Annotated in this window: 22 protein-coding genes; 10 read left to right on the plus strand and 12 right to left on the minus strand. The window is 73.0% G+C overall.

Features of this window, described 5'->3' with window-relative positions; genetic code table 11:
* Positions 1-34: 34 nt before the first annotated feature.
* Both ACFZA0_RS02520 and ACFZA0_RS02525 read right to left on the minus strand, forming a co-directional pair.
* Complete coding sequence (locus ACFZA0_RS02520) at positions 35-1,072, minus strand: rod shape-determining protein (RefSeq protein WP_391009978.1); 1,038 nt, start codon at positions 1,070-1,072, stop codon at positions 35-37.
* Between the two features lie 468 nt (positions 1,073-1,540).
* The gene (locus tag ACFZA0_RS02525; protein ID WP_391009981.1) at positions 1,541-2,146 is read right to left on the minus strand and encodes a CU044_2847 family protein; all 606 of its coding nucleotides are present in this window, start codon (positions 2,144-2,146) and stop codon (positions 1,541-1,543) included.
* 289 nt (positions 2,147-2,435) lie between these two features.
* Here ACFZA0_RS02525 and ACFZA0_RS02530 point away from each other — a divergent pair, with 289 nt between their 5' ends.
* On the plus strand, positions 2,436-6,092 hold the full coding sequence (locus tag ACFZA0_RS02530) for a S8 family serine peptidase (RefSeq protein WP_391009984.1): 3,657 nt from the start codon (positions 2,436-2,438) through the stop codon (positions 6,090-6,092).
* A 362-nt stretch (positions 6,093-6,454) separates the two neighbouring features.
* Here ACFZA0_RS02530 and ACFZA0_RS02535 read toward each other — a convergent pair whose 3' ends face one another.
* Both ACFZA0_RS02535 and ACFZA0_RS02540 read right to left on the minus strand, forming a co-directional pair.
* A complete protein-coding gene (locus ACFZA0_RS02535) occupies positions 6,455-7,066 on the minus strand; it encodes a class I SAM-dependent methyltransferase (protein ID WP_391009987.1) in 612 nt (203 codons plus the stop codon).
* A gap of 85 nt (positions 7,067-7,151) precedes the next feature.
* Positions 7,152-8,327: a MerR family transcriptional regulator gene (locus tag ACFZA0_RS02540; RefSeq protein ID WP_391009990.1), complete on the minus strand. Its 1,176-nt coding sequence runs from the start codon at positions 8,325-8,327 to the stop codon at positions 7,152-7,154.
* A 198-nt stretch (positions 8,328-8,525) separates the two neighbouring features.
* On the opposite strand from ACFZA0_RS02540, the gene ACFZA0_RS02545 reads away from it, so the two are divergent.
* A complete protein-coding gene (locus ACFZA0_RS02545; RefSeq protein ID WP_391009993.1) occupies positions 8,526-9,419 on the plus strand; it encodes a RimK family alpha-L-glutamate ligase in 894 nt (297 codons plus the stop codon).
* A 108-nt stretch (positions 9,420-9,527) separates the two neighbouring features.
* Positions 9,528-10,025, plus strand: a complete 498-nt coding sequence (locus ACFZA0_RS02550) for a lamin tail domain-containing protein (protein ID WP_391009996.1) — start codon at positions 9,528-9,530, stop codon at positions 10,023-10,025.
* Between the two features lie 68 nt (positions 10,026-10,093).
* Here the strand turns inward: ACFZA0_RS02550 and ACFZA0_RS02555 are convergent, their stop codons facing one another.
* Positions 10,094-10,714, minus strand: a complete 621-nt coding sequence (locus ACFZA0_RS02555; protein WP_391009999.1) for a hypothetical protein — start codon at positions 10,712-10,714, stop codon at positions 10,094-10,096.
* A gap of 191 nt (positions 10,715-10,905) precedes the next feature.
* Here ACFZA0_RS02555 and ACFZA0_RS02560 point away from each other — a divergent pair, with 191 nt between their 5' ends.
* The 3 genes from ACFZA0_RS02560 to ACFZA0_RS02570 are packed head-to-tail and all read left to right on the plus strand — an operon-like array spanning position 10,906 to position 13,068.
* Complete coding sequence (locus ACFZA0_RS02560) at positions 10,906-11,679, plus strand: IclR family transcriptional regulator C-terminal domain-containing protein (RefSeq protein ID WP_391010002.1); 774 nt, start codon at positions 10,906-10,908, stop codon at positions 11,677-11,679.
* On the plus strand, positions 11,676-12,557 hold the full coding sequence (locus ACFZA0_RS02565) for an SMP-30/gluconolactonase/LRE family protein (protein WP_391010005.1): 882 nt from the start codon (positions 11,676-11,678) through the stop codon (positions 12,555-12,557). The genes ACFZA0_RS02560 and ACFZA0_RS02565 overlap by 4 nt, the downstream gene beginning before the upstream one ends.
* A gap of 52 nt (positions 12,558-12,609) precedes the next feature.
* Positions 12,610-13,068, plus strand: coding sequence for an Rrf2 family transcriptional regulator (locus ACFZA0_RS02570; RefSeq protein ID WP_391010008.1), 459 nt, complete (start codon positions 12,610-12,612; stop codon positions 13,066-13,068).
* Between the two features lie 16 nt (positions 13,069-13,084).
* Here the strand turns inward: ACFZA0_RS02570 and ACFZA0_RS02575 are convergent, their stop codons facing one another.
* The 6 genes from ACFZA0_RS02575 to ACFZA0_RS02600 all read right to left on the minus strand — a co-directional run bounded on the left by ACFZA0_RS02575 (position 13,085) and on the right by ACFZA0_RS02600 (position 16,966).
* Complete coding sequence (locus ACFZA0_RS02575; protein WP_391010011.1) at positions 13,085-13,447, minus strand: VOC family protein; 363 nt, start codon at positions 13,445-13,447, stop codon at positions 13,085-13,087.
* A 48-nt stretch (positions 13,448-13,495) separates the two neighbouring features.
* Positions 13,496-15,373: an aminotransferase class I/II-fold pyridoxal phosphate-dependent enzyme gene (locus ACFZA0_RS02580; RefSeq protein ID WP_391010014.1), complete on the minus strand. Its 1,878-nt coding sequence runs from the start codon at positions 15,371-15,373 to the stop codon at positions 13,496-13,498.
* A 138-nt stretch (positions 15,374-15,511) separates the two neighbouring features.
* A complete protein-coding gene (locus ACFZA0_RS02585) occupies positions 15,512-15,715 on the minus strand; it encodes a DUF397 domain-containing protein (protein WP_391010017.1) in 204 nt (67 codons plus the stop codon).
* Positions 15,712-15,927, minus strand: coding sequence for a DUF397 domain-containing protein (locus tag ACFZA0_RS02590; protein WP_391010020.1), 216 nt, complete (start codon positions 15,925-15,927; stop codon positions 15,712-15,714). The genes ACFZA0_RS02585 and ACFZA0_RS02590 overlap by 4 nt, the downstream gene beginning before the upstream one ends.
* Entirely contained in the window at positions 15,924-16,142 is a 219-nt protein-coding gene (locus ACFZA0_RS02595) for a DUF397 domain-containing protein (protein ID WP_391010023.1), read from the minus strand. The genes ACFZA0_RS02590 and ACFZA0_RS02595 overlap by 4 nt, the downstream gene beginning before the upstream one ends.
* On the minus strand, positions 16,139-16,966 hold the full coding sequence (locus ACFZA0_RS02600; protein WP_391010027.1) for a Scr1 family TA system antitoxin-like transcriptional regulator: 828 nt from the start codon (positions 16,964-16,966) through the stop codon (positions 16,139-16,141). The genes ACFZA0_RS02595 and ACFZA0_RS02600 overlap by 4 nt, the downstream gene beginning before the upstream one ends.
* A 164-nt stretch (positions 16,967-17,130) precedes the next feature.
* On the opposite strand from ACFZA0_RS02600, the gene ACFZA0_RS02605 reads away from it, so the two are divergent.
* The 4 genes from ACFZA0_RS02605 to ACFZA0_RS02620 all read left to right on the plus strand — a co-directional run bounded on the left by ACFZA0_RS02605 (position 17,131) and on the right by ACFZA0_RS02620 (position 19,121).
* Positions 17,131-17,316, plus strand: a complete 186-nt coding sequence (locus ACFZA0_RS02605) for a hypothetical protein (RefSeq protein WP_391010030.1) — start codon at positions 17,131-17,133, stop codon at positions 17,314-17,316.
* Entirely contained in the window at positions 17,313-17,762 is a 450-nt protein-coding gene (locus ACFZA0_RS02610; protein ID WP_391010033.1) for a hypothetical protein, read from the plus strand. Before ACFZA0_RS02605 ends, ACFZA0_RS02610 begins: the two co-directional genes overlap by 4 nt.
* Before the next feature lie 135 nt (positions 17,763-17,897).
* A complete protein-coding gene (locus ACFZA0_RS02615) occupies positions 17,898-18,374 on the plus strand; it encodes a hypothetical protein (protein ID WP_391011794.1) in 477 nt (158 codons plus the stop codon).
* Positions 18,375-18,557: 183 nt separating this feature from the next.
* Positions 18,558-19,121 (plus strand): Uma2 family endonuclease, encoded by a 564-nt coding sequence (locus ACFZA0_RS02620; protein WP_391010036.1) that lies wholly within the window; start codon positions 18,558-18,560, stop codon positions 19,119-19,121.
* Between the two features lie 66 nt (positions 19,122-19,187).
* On the opposite strand, the gene ACFZA0_RS02625 is transcribed toward ACFZA0_RS02620, so the two are convergent.
* Entirely contained in the window at positions 19,188-20,342 is a 1,155-nt protein-coding gene (locus ACFZA0_RS02625) for a galactose-1-epimerase (RefSeq protein ID WP_391010039.1), read from the minus strand.
* Positions 20,343-20,353 lie beyond the last annotated feature (11 nt).

A 20,353-nucleotide genomic window follows, 5' to 3' on the forward strand; every position in this document is an offset into this window, starting at 1 on the left:
CGAGCTCGTCGGACCGGGGCCGGGAGGCGGGTGCTCAGGCGGCCAGCGGGTTCAGGACCAGGGGTTCGATCTTGCCCTCCAGCATGGCGCCCAGGCCCTGGATCGCGCAGACGTCCGGGCGCTCGGCGATGTGCACCGGCATGCCGGTCGCCTGGCGGAGCATCTGGTCCAGGCCCGGCAGCAGCGCGCTGCCGCCCACCATCGTGATGCCGCGGTCGGCCAGGTCGGCGACCAGCTCGGGCGGGCAGTCGCGCAGGACCTTGCCGATGCCGTCGAGCACGGCGGTCAGCGGGTGCTGGATGGCGTCGCGCACGGAGGCGGTGTCGACGCGCACGGAACGGGCGAGGCCCGTGGCGACGTCCCGTCCGTGGATCTCGGTGGTCGACGGGCCCTGCGTGGTGAGGCCGGCCCCCGACAGGGCGAGCTGGAGCGGTCGCACGGACTGGCTCGGCAGCATCAACTCGTGCTCGTGGCGCAGTAGTTGCACGATCGCGTTGTCCACGGCCTCGCCGCCGACCGGCATCCGCTGGGCGGTCACGATGGAGCCGAGCGACAGCACCGCGACCTGGGTCGCCGCCGCCCCGCACACCAGGATCATCGACGCCTCGGGCTGCTCGACCGGCAGTCCGCTGCCGACGGCCGCCGCGAGCAGGGTGTCGACCAGTTCGACGCGGCGGGCGCCGAGGCCCACGAGCGTCTCGATCGTCGCGCGCTGCGCCAGCGGGTCGGCGTCGTGCGGGGTGCAGGCCGCCGCGCGCAGCCGCGGCTTGCGGCGCAGCGCCCGGCGCATCTTGTCGCCGATCAGGTGGCGCAGCATCCGCTGGGCCATCTCGATGTCGACGACGCTGCCGCCGGAGACGGGGCGGACGACGCGGATGTAGCTGGGGGTGCGGCCCGTCATCTTCTCGGCGAACTCGCCCACCGCGATCAGGGCGCCGGTGCGGGTGTTCACCGCGGCCGCCGAGGGCTGGTCGACGACGAGGCCGGCGCCCTTCACGTAGACGCGGGTGCGCGCGGCACCGAGGTCGACGGCGAAGTGGCAGCGACGCAGCTGCTCCAGACTTGCGGTCATGGCGGATCCTCCCGAGAGCACGGACCGTGGGGGCCGGCCGGGCGGCGGCCCCTTCGCATCGTGCGGTCGCCGGGAGCGGAGCGCCTGTTGGGATGGGCCGTGCGGGGTGCGGCCGTACGGGTGGTTGTGCGGGAGCCCTGCGGGGGCTCCCGCCGAGGCCCCTTCCGGGCCTCTTCCGGGCCCGCTTCCGGGACCCTTTCCGCCGGGGGACACCGACCGGCCCTGGGCCGGGAGACGGGCCGGGAGTCGGGTCGGGGGGACGGCGCGGGACGGGCGCGGGGCGGGCACGGCACCGGTGCCGGGGCGGCCGGTGGCGTGCCTCCGGCTGGCGTCGCGAGTCGGCTTCGTATACGTCGCGGGCGGGCGGCGGAGGAGCCGGTGACCCGGGAAGGAGGCCGCGCGGTGCGGTGGTCCGGGCCTCCGCCCCCGCAGGGAACCGCTCCCGGAACCGCCCGCGTCCCGCTCGGGTCAGCTCGTCGGGTCGAGGGCCGGGTGTGCCTCCGGCCGCTCCGCGGGACCGGCCCCCGGACCGGGAGGGCTCCCCGCGCCGGCCTCCGGCGGACCCACCACCACCGCGACCGGCTGCGACAGCGGGGCGGAACCGGGCAGGCGGGGCGGCTGCGGCGGCAACGACGGCCGCTGCGGCACGGGTTGGGGCGCCGGGTCGGCAACCGGGCCCGCACCGACCGGAGTTGTGGCGACCGGAGCCGCGGCGCCGGAGTCCGCGGCGGAGGACCGCGCCGACCGGTCCGGTGCGGGTGCCGGCGACCAGCTCAGCCGGACCACCAGGTGTCCCTCGCCCGACCCCTTGGCGATGACCGCCCCCACCTCCGCGCTGAGCGTCACGCCGAACTCCAGCTCCACGGAGTCGGGTTTGAGGGAGCCGTCGCGGAAGACCCGCAGCGCCGAGTCGGCCGCCGCGCGCACCCCGTCGAGCGCGCCCTCGAACGTCCGGGCGGCGCGCGTCGGTACGTCGTCGCCCGCCGTGAAGCCGGGGGCCGGCAGGCCGCCGCCGGAGCCCTGGACCATGACCACCGCACCGTCCGCGGTCCTGAACTCCACCACGTCGTCCATCGGGCTCCTCCGGCTCGGCCCAGCCCCGTTCGGCGGTGCTGAGGTGAACTCCATTGTGACGCAGGGGATTTGACCGCGGCGGACGGACGTGCGGCCGGGGCCGTGCGGTTCCGGGCGGCCGGCGCGCCCGGTTTCGCCGCGCCGATGCTTTCCGTCCGCTTTCGGTTGCCTGTCCGCCGGCTGTGGCGGTGGCGGGAACCCGCCAGGCGCCTACCCGCCAGGACCGGTCAACTTCCCTGCAACACAAGCCCCCTGACACTCGTCGCAGCAGAGACGAAGAGAGGCGTGCATGACCAGAGGACCAGTCAGACGCGGTGCTGCGGTGTTGTCGGTGTCGGCCGGGCTCGTGCTAGCCGTGCTCCCCGCGGCCGACGTGAGCGCCGCGGCCAACGGCACTCCGCCCGCCACCGGCAGCACCCCCGCCACGGCGAGGACGGCGACGGCCACCCGTACCGTCACCCTCGTCACCGGCGACAAGGTGACCGTCACCGACCTCGGCGGCGGCCGGGAGACCGTGGCGGTGGAGCGGCCCCGCGGGGCCACCGGGGCGGTACGTACCCAGACCTCCAACGGCACGATCAGCGTGATCCCGGACGAGGCGCTGCCCTACCTGCGCGCGGGCACGCTCGACAAGCGGCTGTTCGACGTGAGCGAGCTGATCAAGCAGGGGCTCACCGACCAGAAGACCGACGAGACCCCGCTGATCGTCACCTACGACAGGAACGCGAGCACGGCGACCCCGCGCGGCGCCGAGCGGACCCGGTCGCTGCCCAGCGTCCGCGGTGCCGCCGTCGACGCGGACAAGGGCCGCTCGTTCTGGAAGTCGTTCACCGCGCAGGACGGCATCAAGAGCCTCTGGCTCGACGGCCGGGTCACCGCCGACATGGCGGAGAGCAACGCGCAGATCGGCACGTCCGCCGCCTGGGAGGCCGGGCTGACCGGCAAGGGCGTCACGGTCGCCGTGCTGGACACGGGCGTCGACGCGGGGCACCCCGACCTGGCCGGGCGCGTCGCGCAGTCCAGGAGCTTCATCGACGGCGAGGAGGTCGCCGACCTCAACGGTCACGGCACCCACGTCACGTCGACCATCGGCGGCACCGGCGCCGCGTCCGACGGCCTGGAGAAGGGTGTCGCCCCCGACGCCACGCTCGCGGTCGGCAAGGTCCTCAGCAACGCGGGCGAGGGCAGCGAGTCGCAGATCATCGCGGGCATGGAGTGGGCCGCCCGCGACGTCCACGCGAAGATCATCTCGATGAGCCTGGGCTCCACCGAGGCCAGCGACGGCACGGATCCGATGGCCGAGGCCGTCAACACGCTCACCGCCGAGACGGGCGCCCTCTTCGTCATCGCCGCCGGCAACACCGGCGCCCCCTCCTCCATCGGCTCGCCCGGCGCGGCCGACGACGCCCTGACCGTCGGAGCGGTCGACTCGGCCGACCAGGCCGCGTACTTCACCAGCGCCGGACCCCGGTACGGCGACAACGCGCTGAAGCCCGACATATCCGCCCCCGGCGTCGACATCCTCGCCGCGCGCTCCCAACTCGTCGACGGGACGGGCTACTACGTCTCCGAGAGCGGCACGTCGATGGCGACCCCGCACGTCGCGGGAGTGGCCGCCCTGCTCGCGCAGGAGCACCCGGACTGGACGGGGGCGCAGCTCAAGGACGCGCTGATGTCGACGTCCAAGCGGCTCGACGACACCGCCTCGGTCTACACGCTCGGCTCCGGCCGGGTCAGCGTCCCCGACGCCGTCAAGGCGCGGATCACCGCGACCGGCAGCGCCGACCTCGGCTACGTCAGCTGGCCCTACGACGCCGACAAGCCCGTCACGAAGACCCTCACCTACAGCAACTCCGGTGACACGCCTGCCGAGTTGACCCTGTCGACGCAGGGGGCCGCCGAGGGCGTCGCGACCCTCGCCGACACCACCCTGACCGTGCCCGCGCACGGCACGGCGTCCACCACCGTCACCGGTGACGGCGCGGCGGCGCCCGTGGGCGAGACCAGCGGGCAGATCGTGGCCGACCTGGACGGAACTCCGGTCGCCCACACGGCCTTCGGCCTGGTCAAGGAGGACGAGCGCTACACGCTCACCGTCCACGTCAAGGACCGTGACGGCGCCGCGACGGCCGCCGACCTGGTCGTGCAGCAGCTCGCGGCGGGCGTCGACCCGGCGCAGGCGGCGGTGGGCGACTCCGGCACCCTCGAGCTGCGGCTCAAGCCGGGTACGTACAGCGTCGCGTCGTTCCTCGACGTGCGGGGCAGCCACGGCGCCGACTCGCTCGGCATCGGGTTCCTCGCGGCCCCGGAGGTCACGCTCGACGGGGACCGCGACATCACCTTGGACGCCCGGAAGCTGAAGGAGGTGTCGGCGGTGGTCGGGCGGCGCACGGAGACCCGGCAGTTGCTCATGGAGTACAACCGCGTCGCGAACGGCGCGAACCTCACCGAGACCGCCCAGGTGCCGCTGAAGTACGACAGCATCTTCGCCGCGCCGACCACCAAGGTCGCACAGGGCTCGTTCGAGTACCGCACCGTGTGGCGGCTGGGCAAGCCGTTCCTGGAGGTCAAGGGCGTCGGCGACGCGCTCGTGCAGGCCGGCGGCACGCTGCTGACCGGGCACCGCACGCTGCCGCTGGTGAACGTGGGTGACGGCGGTGTCGCCGGGCGCGACGTCCGGGGCAAGGCGGTCCTCGCCCACCTCGCGGACGGCGCCGACGCGCCGGCGCTCGCGAGGGCCGCCTCCGCCGCGGGCGCCAGGGCGCTGTTCGTCTCCGACGACGCGGCGGGCCGGCTCAGCGACTGGTGGGGCGCGGACGACGGCACCTCGCTGCCCCTCCAGATCGCCTCGGTGAACAACGCCGACGCGGCGAAACTGCGTGCCGCCAGGACCGTCGACATGACGGGCACCCTCAACACGCCCTATGTGTACGACCTTTCGGACGGGCACACCGGCGCGGTCCCGAAGGGCGACCTGACCTACCGGCCCACCGGCCGTGAACTCGCCGTGCTCGACTCGAAGTTCCACGCCACGCGGGACGAGAGCGGCGGCGAGTTCCGGTACTCGATCACCGACGCGTTCCCGATCGGGATCGGCTTCCTGGAGCACGTCGACATGCCCGCCGAGCGGACCGACTACGTGTCCACCGGCAAGGGGCAGACGTGGATGCAGTCCGTGGTCGTCGGCGACTCCACGCTGGAGGAGCGCAGCGGCCTGGTCTCCTACCGGGGCGGCACCCGCGACACCCTCGACTGGTTCAAGCCGGTGCTGCACCCGTGGCTCGGCACCGGTCTGGGCTGGGGGCAGCAACGCTCGGGCAGCGTCCTGGAGTTCAACACCCCGGGCTGGGGCGACTCCGGTCCGGACCACACCGGGTTCGGCGACGTCTACACCGAGGGCAACGGCCTCGCGCAGACCACGTCGCTCTACCAGGACGGCCAACTGGTCTCCCGCAGCGCCGACTCGACCGCCTACCAGTGGGAGGCGCCCGCCGACACGCACACGTACAAGGTCGTCACCGACACGACGCGCGACGCGGACCGCTGGGAACTGTCCACCGCCGGCCACTCCGAGTGGACGGTGCGCTCGGCGGCCACCCCGGACGACCGGTGGACCTTCCTGCCCCTGATCAACCTCGCCTTCGACGTCGACACCGACCTCGCGGGCGACGTGCGGGCCGGATCCCGGCTGCCGGTCGGCATCCACGCCGAGTACGTCGTGGGCGCCCCGGCCACGGGCACCATCGGCGGCGGCAGGCTCGACGTGTCGTACGACGACGGCAAGACCTGGCGGAGCGTGCGGCTCACCGGCGGCAAGGCGTCCTGGCACGGTGAGTTGACCGTGCCGAAGAACGCCGGGTACATCTCGCTGCGGGCCTCCGCCGCCGACGACAGGGGCGGCTCCGTGAAGCAGGAGATCGTCCGGGCGGTGGGAGTGGCGAAGTAGCGGTTCCCGCACCACCGCACACACGGCGGCGCCGCCTCCCTGGGACGGGGAGACGGCGCCGCTGCGGTTCCGACGGGGTCGGACCGTGGGGTCAGACCAGCCAGCCGACGAGGTGGACGAGGCCGGCGAGGACGTCGGTGAGGAAGTTCATGGTGGTGCTTCTCCTTGGTAGAGCTGTGTGGGACAACGCGTGACCACGGTCTGCAGCCCGTCGCTCGCGCACCGTCAGTATCGTCCGCCCCGAGAACCCCGCACGAGCGAAAGATCGACGATCACCTGTTCCAGGGAACAGGTGATCCCCTGTTCGGATCACGGGGCCGCCACAGGGCCTCAACTCGACGTCTGAGTAGGCGAATTGAGCCTCAGTGGCCGGATCGCAGTGTTCCCACGAGTGTGCTCAGGTCCGGGGCGAGCCGCAGTTCGACCGTGCGCAGCAGCGGGTGCTCCAGCCAGTGTTGCCGGGCGCCGTCGAGCGCCTCGCGCAGCTCCGGGGGAGTGGCGTCGGGCGGGGTGAAGTCGTCGACGACGACTGTGCCGCCCGGGGCGAGCAGCCGCCCGACGTCGGCCGGGGGATCGCCGTCCGCCTTGCCCATGCCGCCGCCGTCCAGCACCAGCAGGTCGTACGGTGCCCGCTCGGCGATCCGTGGCCAGTCCCCGGCGAGGATCTCGACCCCGGGCACGCTCCCGAACAGCCCGGCGCAGACGCGGGCGTGCCCCGGGTCCGCCTCCACGCTGACGAGCCGGGCGCCGTCCGGTGCGCCGGCCAGGAGCCAGGCGAGGCCGACACCGCAGCCGGTGCCGGTCTCGCCGATCCGGCGGGCGCCCCCGGCGAGGGCGTGCAGCAGCCGCCCCTGCTCGGGCCGGCAGGAGTACGCGAAGTCCTGGGCGCGGGCGGTGTCGACCGCCCGCGCGACGAGCGGTGGCAGGGTGTCCGCCGCCAGGTTCAGGTGCGAGGCCGTTCCGATGACCGACATCCCGTGATCCTCGCACCGCGGGCAGCGGCGGTGACAGGGCCCGAGCGGGGGCGGGCGGGACGGGCGGCCTGCCGGGGGCGGGGCGTCAGGCCGCCGTCTCCACCACGTCCGCGACCACGCAGCTCACGTTGTCCGGGCCGCCGGCGTCGTTCGCCGCCGTGACCAGGGCGCGCACCGCGTCGTCCGGGGTGGCGGAGGCGGCCGGGTCGAGGAGGGTGCGGACCGCGCTCTCCGCGATCACGGAGGTCAGGCCGTCCGAGCAGAGCAGGTAGCGGTCGCCCGGCAGCGCGTCGTGCAGCCCCGTGTCCGGGACGGCGGCGTCGCCGTCCGCGCCGAGCGCCCGCAGCAGCAGGGACCGCTGGGGGTGGGTCGCGGCCTCCTCCGGTGTCAGCCGGCCCTCGTCGATCAGCGACTGGACCACGGTGTGGTCGTGGGTGATGCGGAACAGGCCGCCGTCGCGCAGGAGATAGGCGCGCGAGTCGCCGATGTGGACGAGGGCGAGGCGCGAGCCCGTCCACAGCAGCGCGGTCAGCGTCGTGCCCGCCGTGCCGTCCGGTCCGTCGGCCAGTCCCTCCACCGTCCGGGCCGCGTCCCGCACCGTGTCCTTCAGCAGGTTGAGCACCTCGCCCGCCGGGAGGTCGGCCCTCTCCAGGGTGCGCAGCGCGGTCACGGCGGCGGTGCTGGCGGGCGCTCCCGCCGTGCCGAAGCCGTCGGCCACGGCCAGCAGTCCGTCGCCGGCGTAGACGCTGTCCTGGTTGGCGGGGCGCACGCGTCCGGTGTCCGAGTGCGCGGAGTAACGGAGTTCGAGCATGGTGGTGTCCTTCCTCGGTGCGGCGGCGGGCGGCGCGGTCGCCGATGCCGCCGTCAACTGGTCGACGAGGAACGCGGCGAGGTCGCGTCGTACCGCCGTCTCCGCCTCGACCCGCGACCAGTAGGCGCGGATCTCCCGGGCGGCGGCGTGCGGTTCGAGGGCGCACACCGTCCGCACGGCGGCCAGCGGCATCCCGATCCGCCGCAGCCACGCCACCAGCCGCGCCCGCTCCAACTGGGCGGGCGCGTAGTAGCGGTAGCCGGTGTACGGGTCGACCCGGGCGGGCTTGAGCAGGTCCAGCTCGTCGTACAGGCGCAGCGCCTTCGGCGACAGCCGGCAGGCCTTCGCGAAGGCGCCGATCGTCAGTCCGGCCGCTGCGGCATCGGGGCCTCCGCCCCGGCCGTCGCCGCCGGAGCGGCCGACGCCGTACTCACTGTCCTGGTTCCGCATGGGGTGCTCCGACCTCTTCCGTTCCTCTTCCACGACCGATGCTGGGCTTTCACCGAAGGGGAAGGTCAAGCGGTGCCCGGCGGCCGTGACGGCCGGGGAGAGAATGGCAGGGGCGGCCGTCCCACGACACCGCGGCCGCCCGCCCGGACCGCCGGCGGGGCCCCGTCGGCGGCGAGCCCGTACAGGAGGAAGCCAGCCGTGCCCCGCAAGCCCCGCGTCGCCCTCGCCACCTGCCGTACCGCGCCCCAGGTCAACCCGGACCGCGATCTCCCGGTGCTGGTCGAGGAGTTGTGCCGGGCCGGGGCCGAGGCGTCCGCCCGGGTCTGGGACGACCCCGCCGTCGACTGGGCAGCCTTCGACCTCGTCGTGATCCGTTCCACCTGGGACTACAGCTGGCGGGCCGCCGAGTTCGTCGCCTGGGCGGAGAAGTGCGGGCAGGTCACCCGCATCGTGAACCCGGCGGCCGTGGTGCGCTGGAACACCGACAAGCGCTATCTCGGCGAACTCGCCGCCGCGGGCGTGCCGACCGTGTCCACCCGGTACGTCGCCCCCGGCGAGCCGGTGGAGCTGCCCGGCGACCACGAGTTCGTCGTCAAGCCGACCTCCGGCGCCGGAGCCCGGTTCGCCGCCCGGTACCTGCCCGGTGAACTCCCTGCCGCGCGGGCGCAGATCGCCCGGATGCACGCCGAGGGCCTCACCGCGATGGTGCAGCCCTACGCCCGGAACATCGACGTCACGGGGGAGCGGGCGCTCCTCTACGTCGGCGGCGGGCTCCTGCACGCCAGCCGCAAGGGTGCGGTCCTCACGCCGGGCACGCCCTACGACGAGCGCAAGGTGGCCCACCCCGGCCTCGAACGGTGGACCCCGACCGAGGCCGAACGGGGCGTCGCCGAAAGGGCGTTGGCGGCGGTGCCCGACGCGGCGTCCACCGGCCGGGAGCTGCTGTACGCGCGGGTCGACCTGGTGGACGGCGACGACGGCCGGCCCGTCGTCATGGAACTGGAGCTGGTGGAGCCGAACTTCTTCCTGTGGCTGCACCCGGGGTCGGTCCGGGCGGTGGCCGCCGCGGTCATGGCGGCGGCCGGGCGCTGACCCGGGCCGGGCGGCGGCCTTCACGGGATCACCACGTTCCGTTCACCCGGACCTCACGTGATGTGTAGGCTCACGGAGCTTCAACCGCACCAATGAGGGGGGAACCTCATGCGTATTCACCTGCGCCACATGGGCGTCGCCGCGGCCGCCTGCGCGACGGCCCTCGTGCTCGCCGCGCCGGCCCAGGCCACCGAGTACAGCTCGGCCCTGAAGATCCACGGCATCCAGTACGACGCGCCGGGCACGGACTCCAACGCGTGCGCGACCGGCAACACCAAGCAGGAATACCTGACGATCGAGAACTACTCGAAGACCGCGACGGTGAACCTCAAGGGGTACGTGGTCAAGGACGCCGCGGGCAACCGCTTCGCCTTCACCGCCAACCACTACCTCCAGCCCGGCGACTACGTGAAGCTGCGCGGGGGCAAGGGCACCGAGTCGGACGCCAACAACGTGGCGTACCGGCAGAGTTGCAACTTCATGTGGAACAACACCAAGGACACGATCTACCTGGTGAAGCCGAACGCCACCCGCGCGGACGTGCACTCCTACACGAAGTCGGGCTCCGACCGGGACGGCAACGGCTACATCACGTTCCACGGCTGAGCCGCAGCGCGCCGCGCAGGCGCACGCATTGCGGGGCCGTCCTCGACCGGGCGGCCCCGCAGGCGTGTTCAGGCACCCGGCCGCGCCGCCGGTCCGCGCACCGCGGTGCGTTGCAGCAGTCCCCAGGTGAACTCGGCCACGCAGTCCTGGAGTCGGCCGTCCGCGTCCGGTGCCGTGAACGCCAGGCCCCACCGGGTGGGCGCCGAGCCCTCCAGCGGGCGGGCCGGGGCGAACGCGCGGGCGACCTCGTCGACCGTGCAGGACCAGGGGGCGAGGTCGTCCAGCGTCGCCGGCTCCGGGCCCGGGGTGCCGGGCGCGCGGACCAGCCACTCGTTCCACACCGCCCCGTTCGGCGCGAGCAGCACCTCGAAGCGCAGGCCGGGCCAGAGCGGCACCGGCCACAGCCGGGCCTCGCACTCCAGGTCGCCGACGCGGCGCGTGACGACCGACTCGGGGGCGCCGAGCACCGAGCGGTAGCGGGCTGCCGCCGACCGCCCGCGCGGTGCGCGGGCCATCGCCTGCCACCGCCGGTTCGCCTCGCGCATGCCGGCGGCCGAGACGCCCAGCCGGTGCCGGGCCCCGTCGACGAGGTCCGGGTTGTGGTCGGCCATGCGCCGCAGCAGGACCAGTTGGAAGTCGAGCGGGGTGAAGGGCGTGCCGGGTGGTGTGCGCTGCGCTCCGGGTGACATGGGTCCATCGTCGCGCGCGGGACCGGGGAGGCGCTGTGGACCATTGCCCCTACCACCCTTCGTGACTAGCCTGTGTTCGTCATCCCGATCGCCTGTTGAAATATCGAACAAGAACACACGCGCCGGGACACGACACCGGACACGACACGACGCGACGCAACGGCCTGGCCGTTAAGGGAGGGGGACCGGTCGTGGGACGCCTCGTACCAGCCGTGACCCGGGCTTTCGACATCCTGGAACTGTTCCTCGACGGGGACGGGACCCTCTCCGCCCCGGACATCGTGCGCAGGCTGCAACTCCCGCGCACCACCGTCCACGAGCTGGTCACCACGCTCGCCGCGCGCTCCTACCTGGTGCCCGTACCGGGACAGCACGGACGATACCGGCTCGGGGTGCGCCCCTATCAGCTGGGCAGCCGCTACGCCGAGCAGCTCGACCTCGCGGCCGAGGGCCAGCAGGTGGCCCGGTCCGTCGCCGAGACCTGCGACGAGACGGTGCACGTGGCGATCCTCGAAGGCACCGACGTCATCTACATCGCCAAGGTCGACTCCACGCACGCGGTGCGCATGGTCTCCGCGGCCGGCCGCCGGCTGCCCGCGCACTGCACCTCGGTCGGCAAGATGCTGCTCGCGTCGCTGCCCGAGCACGAGCTGTCGTCCCGCATCCCCGACGGCGCAGAACTCCCCGCGATGACGCCCAACAGCATCACCGGCGCCGCCGCCCTGCGCGAGGCGCTGGCGGAGATCCGGCGGCGGGGCATCGCCGTGGAGAGCCGCGAGTCCAACCCGGACGTCTCCTGCGTGGCCGCCCCGGTCCGCGACCGGACGGGCAGGGTGGTCGCCGCGCTGTCGATCTCGGTGCCTATGATCCGCTGGAGCGACGAACGCCGCGGCGAGCTGGAACAACTCGCCGCGAAGGGCGCCGTGGAACTGTCGGAGCGGCTGGGACACCGGAGCGTGGCATGACGTACGAAGCAGCGGCCGGTGGCGCCCGGGTGACGGTGGACGTGGCCGTCCGGGCCGAGGCGGCCCTCGGCGAGGGCGCGACCTGGGACGCCGAGGCGCGGCGGCTGATCTGGATCGACATCCTCAACTCCCGTGTGTACACGTACGACCCGGCCACCGGGCACCGCACGGTCCGCACCACCGGGCAGCACGTCGGTGCCGCGAAGCCCCGCGCGGGCGGTGGCCTGGTGCTCAACCTGCGCGACGGGATCGGACTCGTCCGCGACGGCGAGGAGTTCCGCTGGCTGCACCACGAGCCGGTGGCCGGCCGCCGCGCCAACGACGCGGCCGTCGCCCCCGACGGCTCGCTGTGGGCCGGCACCATGCGCTACGACGAGGCGGCCGGCGGCGCCACGCTGACCCGGTTCACCGGCGACGGCGGCGCGCTCACCGTCCTCGACGACGTGACGGTGAGCAACGGCACCGGGTGGAGCCCCGACGGGCGCCTCATGTACTACACCGACACCCCCACCCGCCGTATCGACGTCTTCGACTACGACGCGGACACGGGCACGGCCACCGGCCGCCGCCCCCTCGCGACGGTCGAGGACGGCGCGGGCTACCCGGACGGCATGACCGTGGACGCGGACGGCTGCGTGTGGGTCGCCCTGTGGGACGGCGCCGCCCTGCGCCGCTACACCCCCGACGGCACGCTCGACCGCGTCGTGCCGCTGCCGGTGCCGCGTCCGACGGCGTGCGCGTTCGGCGGCGCCGGCCTCACCGACCTCTACGTCACCTCGGCCCGTACCGGCCTGGCCCCCGCGCCGCCGCTCGCGGGCTCCCTGCTGGTGCTGCCGGGGGCGGGCTCGGGCCTCGCGCTGCCGGCGTTCGCGGGCTGACGGCGCGGCCCCTGGCCACGCGGCGGCCCCCCGTACCGCTCACAATGGACGCATGAGGATCTCGGCACGGGCGGACTACGCGGTACGGGCGGTACTGGAGCTCGCCGTACGGCAGGGCGGGGGCCCGGTGAAGGCGGAGTCCATCGCCGCGGTGCAGGACATCCCGCACAAGTTCCTCGAAGGCATCCTCGGCGACCTGCGCCGCACCGGCCTGGTCACCAGCAGGCGCGGCGGCAACGGCGGCTACGGGCTCGGCCGCCCGGCGGAGGAGATCAGCGTCGCGGACATCGTCCGCGCGGTCGACGGCCCGATCGTCTCGGTCCGCGGCGAACGCCCGACCGGCCTCGCCTACACCGGCTCCGCCGAACCGCTGCTGCCGCTGTGGATCGCGCTGCGCGCCAACGTCCGCAAGATCCTCGAAGGCGTCACGGTCGCGGACCTCGCGGCGGACGAACTGCCCGCCGAGGTCCGGGCGCTGTCCGCGGAACCGGCGGCGTGGGAGAACCCGTAGCCGCTCCCGGCCGCGGCTACTCCCGGTGCCGCACGATGTTCAGGACGTTGCCGTCGGGGGCGCGCACGAAGAAGCGGCGCACTCCCCAGGGCTCGTCGGTCAGCGGGTGCACGATCTCGTAGCCGCGCCGCACGGCCTCCTCGTACGCGGCGTCCACGTCCTCGACCTTGACGGAGACCACCGGGTTCTCCGGGGCACTCGCGTCCCGGGTCACGAGCTGGAGGTGGGCGCCGGTGTCGGGGGAGGTGCGGCGGGCCACCCAGCCGAGGCTGAACTCCTCCCGGCTCAGGCCGAGATAGTCCGCGTAGAAGTCCTCGGCGGACGCAAGGTCGTCCACCTGAAGGTCGGCGACGACGCTGATGACACGTACGGCTCGCATCGGTTCTCCGTGGGTTGTCGGGGCGGCGGCGCCTGCCACGCTAGCCCCTCAGCCCGCCCGGCCCATGCCCGCCGCGTCCGGCCAGCTCTGCCCCGCCACGGGAATCGGGAACGCCATGCCCGCCGGGCTGGTGGCGCCCCTCACCTGCGCCGCCGTGAGCCCGCCACCCGCGGGCACGCCCGGCGGGGTGCGGCCGGTGACGTACCCGACCGGACCGCGCGGGGGCGCGGGCGGCGGGGCGGGGACGGCCGGGTCGACCATCGGGAGGGGGCCCGACGCGGTCATGGGGTCGACCACGGGGAGCGGGCCCGAGGCCGTCATCGGGTCGATCATCGGGAGCGGGCCGGACGCCGTCATGGGGTCCGGGGCGCCGGTCTGCCCGTACGCGACGTACGGGTCGGTGACGAGGTACGGCTCCGGCACCGGCGCGGGTGCGGGAGCCGCCCGGAGCTGCTCGGGCTCGGGATACCGCCCCGGGCCGGGGGCCCGGTCCGGTCGGTCCCCGGCGGCCGCCTGCGCGAACTGCTGCTCCGCGTACCCGGGTTGGGCCTGCACTTGGCCCTGGATGTACGTCTGCGCGTGCGCCTGTGCCTGCGCTTGCGCTTGCGCTTGCGCGGCCAGCGCGGCCTGGACGACGACCGAGCCGCCCCCCGTCGGCAGCGCGGGCGCCGAGGCGGCGGCGCCCGCGTTCACCGCACGGTCGGCGAGGCCCCGCATGCCCGCGCCGTTGGTCTCACTGACCAGGCGTTCCACGAGCGCCGTGCCGGAGCTGTAGCCGGTCCCTGTGGCGTGCTCCGGCACGGCGGCTCCCCTCCCGGGCCCGTAGAGCACCCCTGCCAGGCCGGACACCAGGCGGTGGACGTCGTCCTGGGGGCGCACCACGAGCCGCAGGAAGCGGCTGGACGAGCCGATCTTGTTGCCGCACTCGCGCACCAGCACCCGGTGCTCCGTCAGCAGCCGGTCCCGCACGACGGTGCCCTCGGCGCCCACGGGCAGCCGGACGAAGAGGAAGTTGCCCTGCGACGGATAGACGGTCAGACCCGGCAGTTCACACAGCTGCGAGGCCATCTCCAGCCGGTCGCGCCGCACTTGGCGCAGGCTCTGCGCGTACTCGGTGCCGTGGTGCTTCAGCATGAACACCACGTGCTCGGCGAAGGAGTTGAGGTTCCACTTGGGCAGCATCGAGCGGACGCGGCCGGCCAGCGAGGGGTTGGCGACGAGGTAGCCGAAGCGGATGCCGTGCAGGCCGAAGTTCTTGCCGAGGCTGCGCAGCACGATGACGTTGGGCCGCAGCATCGCCTCCTGGACAACGCTCGGTTCGGCCTCGGCGTCGGCGAACTCCAGGAAGGACTCGTCGATGACGATCAGGTCCAGGTCGGCCATCTCGTCCATGAACCGCACCACGGAACTCCGGGGCAGGAAGCCGCCGTCGGGGTTGTTGGGGTTGCAGATCACGGCGGTCCGGGTGCCGCGCCTGCGGATGAACTCGGCGTACTTGGCGAGGTCGAGGGCGAAGCCGTCGGACTCCTGGAGCGGGAACATGTCGACGCGTTTGCCGGTCTCCATCGGCTGGTCGGTCCACCGCCCGAAGGTGGGCACGGGTACGGCGAGGGACTCCCGGACCAGCAAGTGGTCGATCCAGGTGATCAGTTCGGTGGACCCGTTGCCCATCGCGACGGCCTGCGGCGGCAGTTGGAGCAGGCCGCACAGTTCGGCGGTGATGGTGTCGGCGCTGCTCGGGTAGTACGTGATGATCTCGTGCAGCCGCTCCCGCAGGTCGTCGAACATGGCGGGGGTGGGGAAGTACGGGTTGCACGGTATGCAGAAGTCGACGGGCCCCGAGCCGCCGCCCTCGCGGGCCAGTGCCGCCATCGACGGGCTGTGCGCGGTGGTGCTGCGGAACAGCGAGGTGACGTTGCCGGCCATGGAACCTCCGTGGGGCGGGCGCGGCGGGGACGGCCGGCGCCCGTCGTGGCGGGTGGCCCGCGCGGGGGAGCGCGGGCCACACACGAATACGTCCCACGGGCGCTCCGCGTTCACCACCCTGTACCACCGGGAGAAAACTCAGCCGCGACGGAAGCCGCCCGCCGAGACTCCGGTCACGAAGGCCGAGAAGGCGGCCCTGGTGAGGGTGATGACGGGGCCGTCGGTGCGCTTGGAGTCGCGGACGGGGACGATGCCGTGCGCAGCCGCGAGGCCGGCTGCGACCTCGACGCAGGCACCGCCGTTGTTGCTGTAGGAGGACTTGGTCCAGCGGGGTTGGGTCACAGGATGGTCCCCTCGGTGCCGAAGCCTGCTGCCTTGACGGCCTTCACGAAGGAGGTGAATGCCGCTGCGGTCGGGGCGAGGACAGGTCCGTCGGTGCGCTTGGAGTCGCGCAGGGGGACGATGCCGTGGTGAGCGGCGAGGTTGGTGGCCACCTCGATGCACTGGCCGCCGTTGTTGCTGTAGGAGGACGTGGTCCAGCGGGGTTGGGTCACTGCACGACCCCCTCCGTGTCGGACCGGCCCGTCGTGAGGCCAGCCACGAAAGCGGAGAACGCCGACGCGGTGAGGGTGATGACGGGACCGTCGGTGCGCTTGGAGTCGCGGACGGGGACGATGCCGTGCGGGGCGCCGAGGTTGGCCGCGACCTCGACGCAGTTGCCGCCGTTGTTGCTGTAGGAGGACTTGGTCCAGCGGGGGGATTCGGTCACGGGGAACCCTTTCGCAACTCGGTGATCAAGGCCACGGAGGACGCCTGGGACAGAGCCTCGGCCTGGAGTTGATGGTAGGCGGTCAACAGCGTGACAACGCCCGTGGATTCGCGGTCGAAGTGGCCACGGGACTGCGACTCCGCGTAGGCACACACAGAGCGGTCCGACATGGTGAGTAGGTTCACGGGGAGGTCCAGCGTGCGACGCTCACCCATCGCGAACGGCGCCACCTGAAGCACCGTGTTCGGCTGCCGTGCGAACTCCATGAGCCGGTCGAACTGGGCCGCCATCACCTTGGCGCCGCCCACCGGCCGCCGTACGCAGCTCTCGTCCATCACCACGAACACCATCGGCGGCTTGGGCCGTTCCAGGGACTGCTGCCGCTCGGCGAGGAACGCCAGCCGCTCCTCAGCGAGTTCGGGCGTGATCGCGCCGCGCTCGACCGCGCTCTGCGCGAGGATCCGGGCGTATTCCGGGGTCTGTAGCAAACCCGGCACGATGCCGATTTCGTAGAGCCTGATCTCGACGGCCCGGCCCTCGTACCCCACGTATTCCGGGAACCCCTCCAGCAGCACCCCGTGCCGGATCTCCCGCCACGTGCGTTCGAAGAGATCGCCCGTTCCGAGGGCCTGGTCCGCGCTGCGCGAAAACCGCAGAGTCGGAATCTTGCGGCCTGTTTCGACGGCCGAGACGTGCGTTCCCGAGTAGTCCATGCGCCTGCCCAGTTCTTCCTGGGACCAGCCGTGTGCCTCACGTGACCTGCGAAGTTTGGCGCCGAACGCCGCTTGGGGCGAACCGTCCGGGTTCAGGTCCTTGAGATTCAATGCCTCTTCCTCCCCCCACGACAAGTTGAACGGCTTTCGACCCTAGGACACGCTGAAGCGGCCCGGTGGCGGAATGGCTGCGGAGAGGAACCGACGTGTCAGAAAAGGGCGTTTCCGTCGAACATCAGAGCCCGGTCCGTGTTCCCGAGCGAGGAATACTCCTCGTGGACGCGCAGGGCCGGGTCGGGGAATTCCGCGGCGAGTGGTGCGGGGCGTGGTCGCTGCGTCCGGTGACCGGTGGCCTCGAATGGACCGTCCGGCCGGACGAGGTCCGCCCGGCGGACGCCGAGGAGCGGCTGCGTGCCGGGACCGCCCGTGCCAACGCCCGCAGCCGGGGTGAGGTGCTGTGAACACCGCCCGCCGGAACGGCCGTTGGGAGGCGCGGCCCGCCGTGCAGTGCACCGCCTTCCGGGCCCTGCCGCTGCGCGAGACGCTCGCCCTGTTCCTCGCCGGCGCTCCCGTGGACTTCGCGGGCGGTGAAGGCACGTACGTACTCTGCGAGTTGGCGGAGAACCACCCGGGCGAGCACGCCGACCACCTGTGGGACGGGGACGGTCCCGACGACGCGGTGTGGTTCCTGTGGACCGGTGAGGGCGAGGGCGCGGGCGGCGGCTGCCGTTACCGCTTCGCCACCCTCGCCTGGTGTCCGGCCTCCGCCGCCGACGGCGACGCCTGCGGTCTGCACGCCGGTCACCCGGTCCCGCACGCGTGGGACGTGCGCGACCCGACCGTCGAGGCGCTGGCCCGGGACGTCGCCGAGGCTCCGGAGCGCTGGGGGCTGCCCGGCGGCCCGTGACGGCGGTGCGGGCGGGAGAGCGATCTCCGAGTTCCCTTCGAGGGCCACTTGTCATGTCCGCGATTCCGACTAGCGTATGGCCCTGCCGGATCTACGTGTCCAGCCTCTACCCCCACCCCAGGAGGCCCCGTGTCCATGCGTCCCAGCCTGCTCGCCGTCCCCACCCTCGTGGCGGCCGCCGCCCTCGTGGTCGCGGCCCCGGCCGCGCAGGCCAGCGGCACCAAGATGACCCAGTCCGCGGCGGCCTCGAAGCTGTCCGGGGCCGGCATCACCTGGAGTTCCAGCGGGGGTTGTACGACCCGCTCCAACTCCACCTGTACGTCGTTCGACCAGATCAACTCCGGCACGGTCAACGCGATGCTCACGCTGAAGAGCGCCAGCGGCTGCGCCATCAACATCACCGGCGGCACCGAGGTCGGCCACGCGTCGGGCACGTACAGCCACTACAACGGCTACAAGGTCGACATCTCGCACAACACGTGCATCGACAACTACGTCCACAACAGCTTCAGTTACATCGGCTACCGCGGCGACGGCTACCCGCAGTGGCAGGCGGCCTCGGGCAACCTCTACTGCGACGAGGGCAACCACTGGGACATCACGGTGTACTGAGTGCTCACGCCGGACGGCGGCAGGTCTGCCCGGTCCCTCGCGGGCGGAGGGCAGGGCACGCCTGTGCGAGGCGCCATCCGTGGCGCTGGGAAAGATGTCGGCGGGTGGGTGCGCCCGTATCCTGGCGGTACCGTCGGCCGGAGCACATCCGCGCCGTCCGCGCGGACGAGGAGGCGAAAGGGAATGGGCGCTGCGACCGACCACACGGGGCCCTGGACCGTCACCGACGTCCTCGCCCTGCCCGAGGACCGCACCACCCGTTACGAACTGCTGGGGGAATCCCTCGTGATGTCCCCGGCTCCCGGGATCCGGCACCAGCGTGCTTCGTTCCGCCTCCATGTGGCCCTGGAAACGGCTGCCCGGGTCGCCGGTGCGGCAGTGGAGGTGCTGGAGGGTGTCAACGTCGTCCTGCACTCGGGTCTCGTCGTTCCCGACGTGGTCGTGGCCGACGCCGGAGCGACCGCCGACGACCCCGTGAATCTTGACGTGGACGCCGTCCAGCTCGTCGTCGAACTCGTCTCCCCCGGCAACAGCACCATGGACCGCAAGGTCAAGCCCCTGCTGTACGCGGAGGCCGCGGTCCCGCACTTCTGGCGTCTCGAATTCGCCCCCGCTCCCCTGCTCGTCGCCTACGAGCTGCAAGGCGGCCGGTACGTGGAGCGGACCACCGCTCTCGCGGGCGCGACCACCCGCCTCACCGCCCCGTTCCCCGTCGAGATCGACCCCGCAGGGCTCGTCCGCCAGTAGACGCACGGCGTGCCCGGCCCCGTGAGAGGAGGCCGGGCACGCCGTGTCCCGTGCGGTGCGGAGCGGCTACGCCCCGAACGTGTGCACCGTCGACGTCCGGTACGTCTGCCCCGGGCGCAGGACCGTGGACGGCCACGACGGCTGGTTCGGGGAGTCCGGGAAGTGCTGGGTCTCCAGGGCCAGGCCGTCGCCCTGCCGGTAGGTGCGGCCCGACGTGCCCGTGAGGGTGCCGTCGAGGAAGTTGCCCGAGTAGAACTGCAGGCCCGGCTCGTTCGTGGCGATGCCCATGCGGCGGCCCGACGACGGGTCACGCAGGGTGGCCGCGTGGACGGGGGAGGACGTGATCCCCTTGTCCAGCACCCAGTTGTGGTCGAAGCCCTTGGCGAGGACCTGCTGCGGGTGTCCGGCGCGGATGTCTCGGCCGATCGCCTTCGCGTGCCGGAAGTCGAAGGGGGTGCCCGCGACCTTCGCCAGTTCGCCGGTCGGGATCAGACCGCTGTCGGTGGGCGTGTACCTGCTCGCCGCCAGCGTGAGTTCGTGGTCGTAGATGCCGCCGCTGCCCTCGCCGGCCAGGTTGTAGTAGGTGTGGTTGGTCAGGTTGACCACCGTGGGCCTGTCGGTGGTCGCGCGGTAGTCGATGCGCCAGGCACCGGTGCGGGTCAGGGTGTAGGTGACCCGGACCTGGAGGGTGCCGGGGTAGCCCATCTCGCCGTCGGCGCTGGTGTACGACAGGTGCAGGCCGACGTCCGGGCCGGAGGAGAAGCCCTCCACCGCCCACACCTTGGTGTTGAAGCCGGCCTTGCCGCCGTGCAGGCTGTTCACGCCGTCGTTCACGTCCACCTGGTGGGCGGTGCCGTCGAGGGTGAACCGCCCCTTGCCGATGCGGTTCCCGTACCGGCCGATGAGGGCGCCGAAGTACGTGGTGCCCGCCACGTAGTCGGCGAGGTTGTCGTAGCCGAGCGAGACGTTCGCGTACTTGCCGTGCCGGTCGGGCAGTTCGAGCGACTGGACGATGCCGCCGTACGAGAGGACCTTGAGGCGGGTGCCGCCGTTGGCCAGCGACCAGCGGTGGACCTTGGTGCCGTCCGCGAGGACGCCGAACAGTTCCTTGGAAGGTGTGCGTGTGCTGCCGGTACCCGCCGCGTGGGCGGTGCCGGTCGCGGCGGCGGTGACGCCGACGGCCGCGGCCGATGCGATGACGGTGCGTCTGCTCAGTTCCATGTGCGGCTCCT

It is taken from the genome of Streptomyces sp. NPDC008150 (genome assembly GCF_042956945.1).
In the GTDB taxonomy this organism is placed as follows: domain Bacteria; phylum Actinomycetota; class Actinomycetes; order Streptomycetales; family Streptomycetaceae; genus Streptomyces.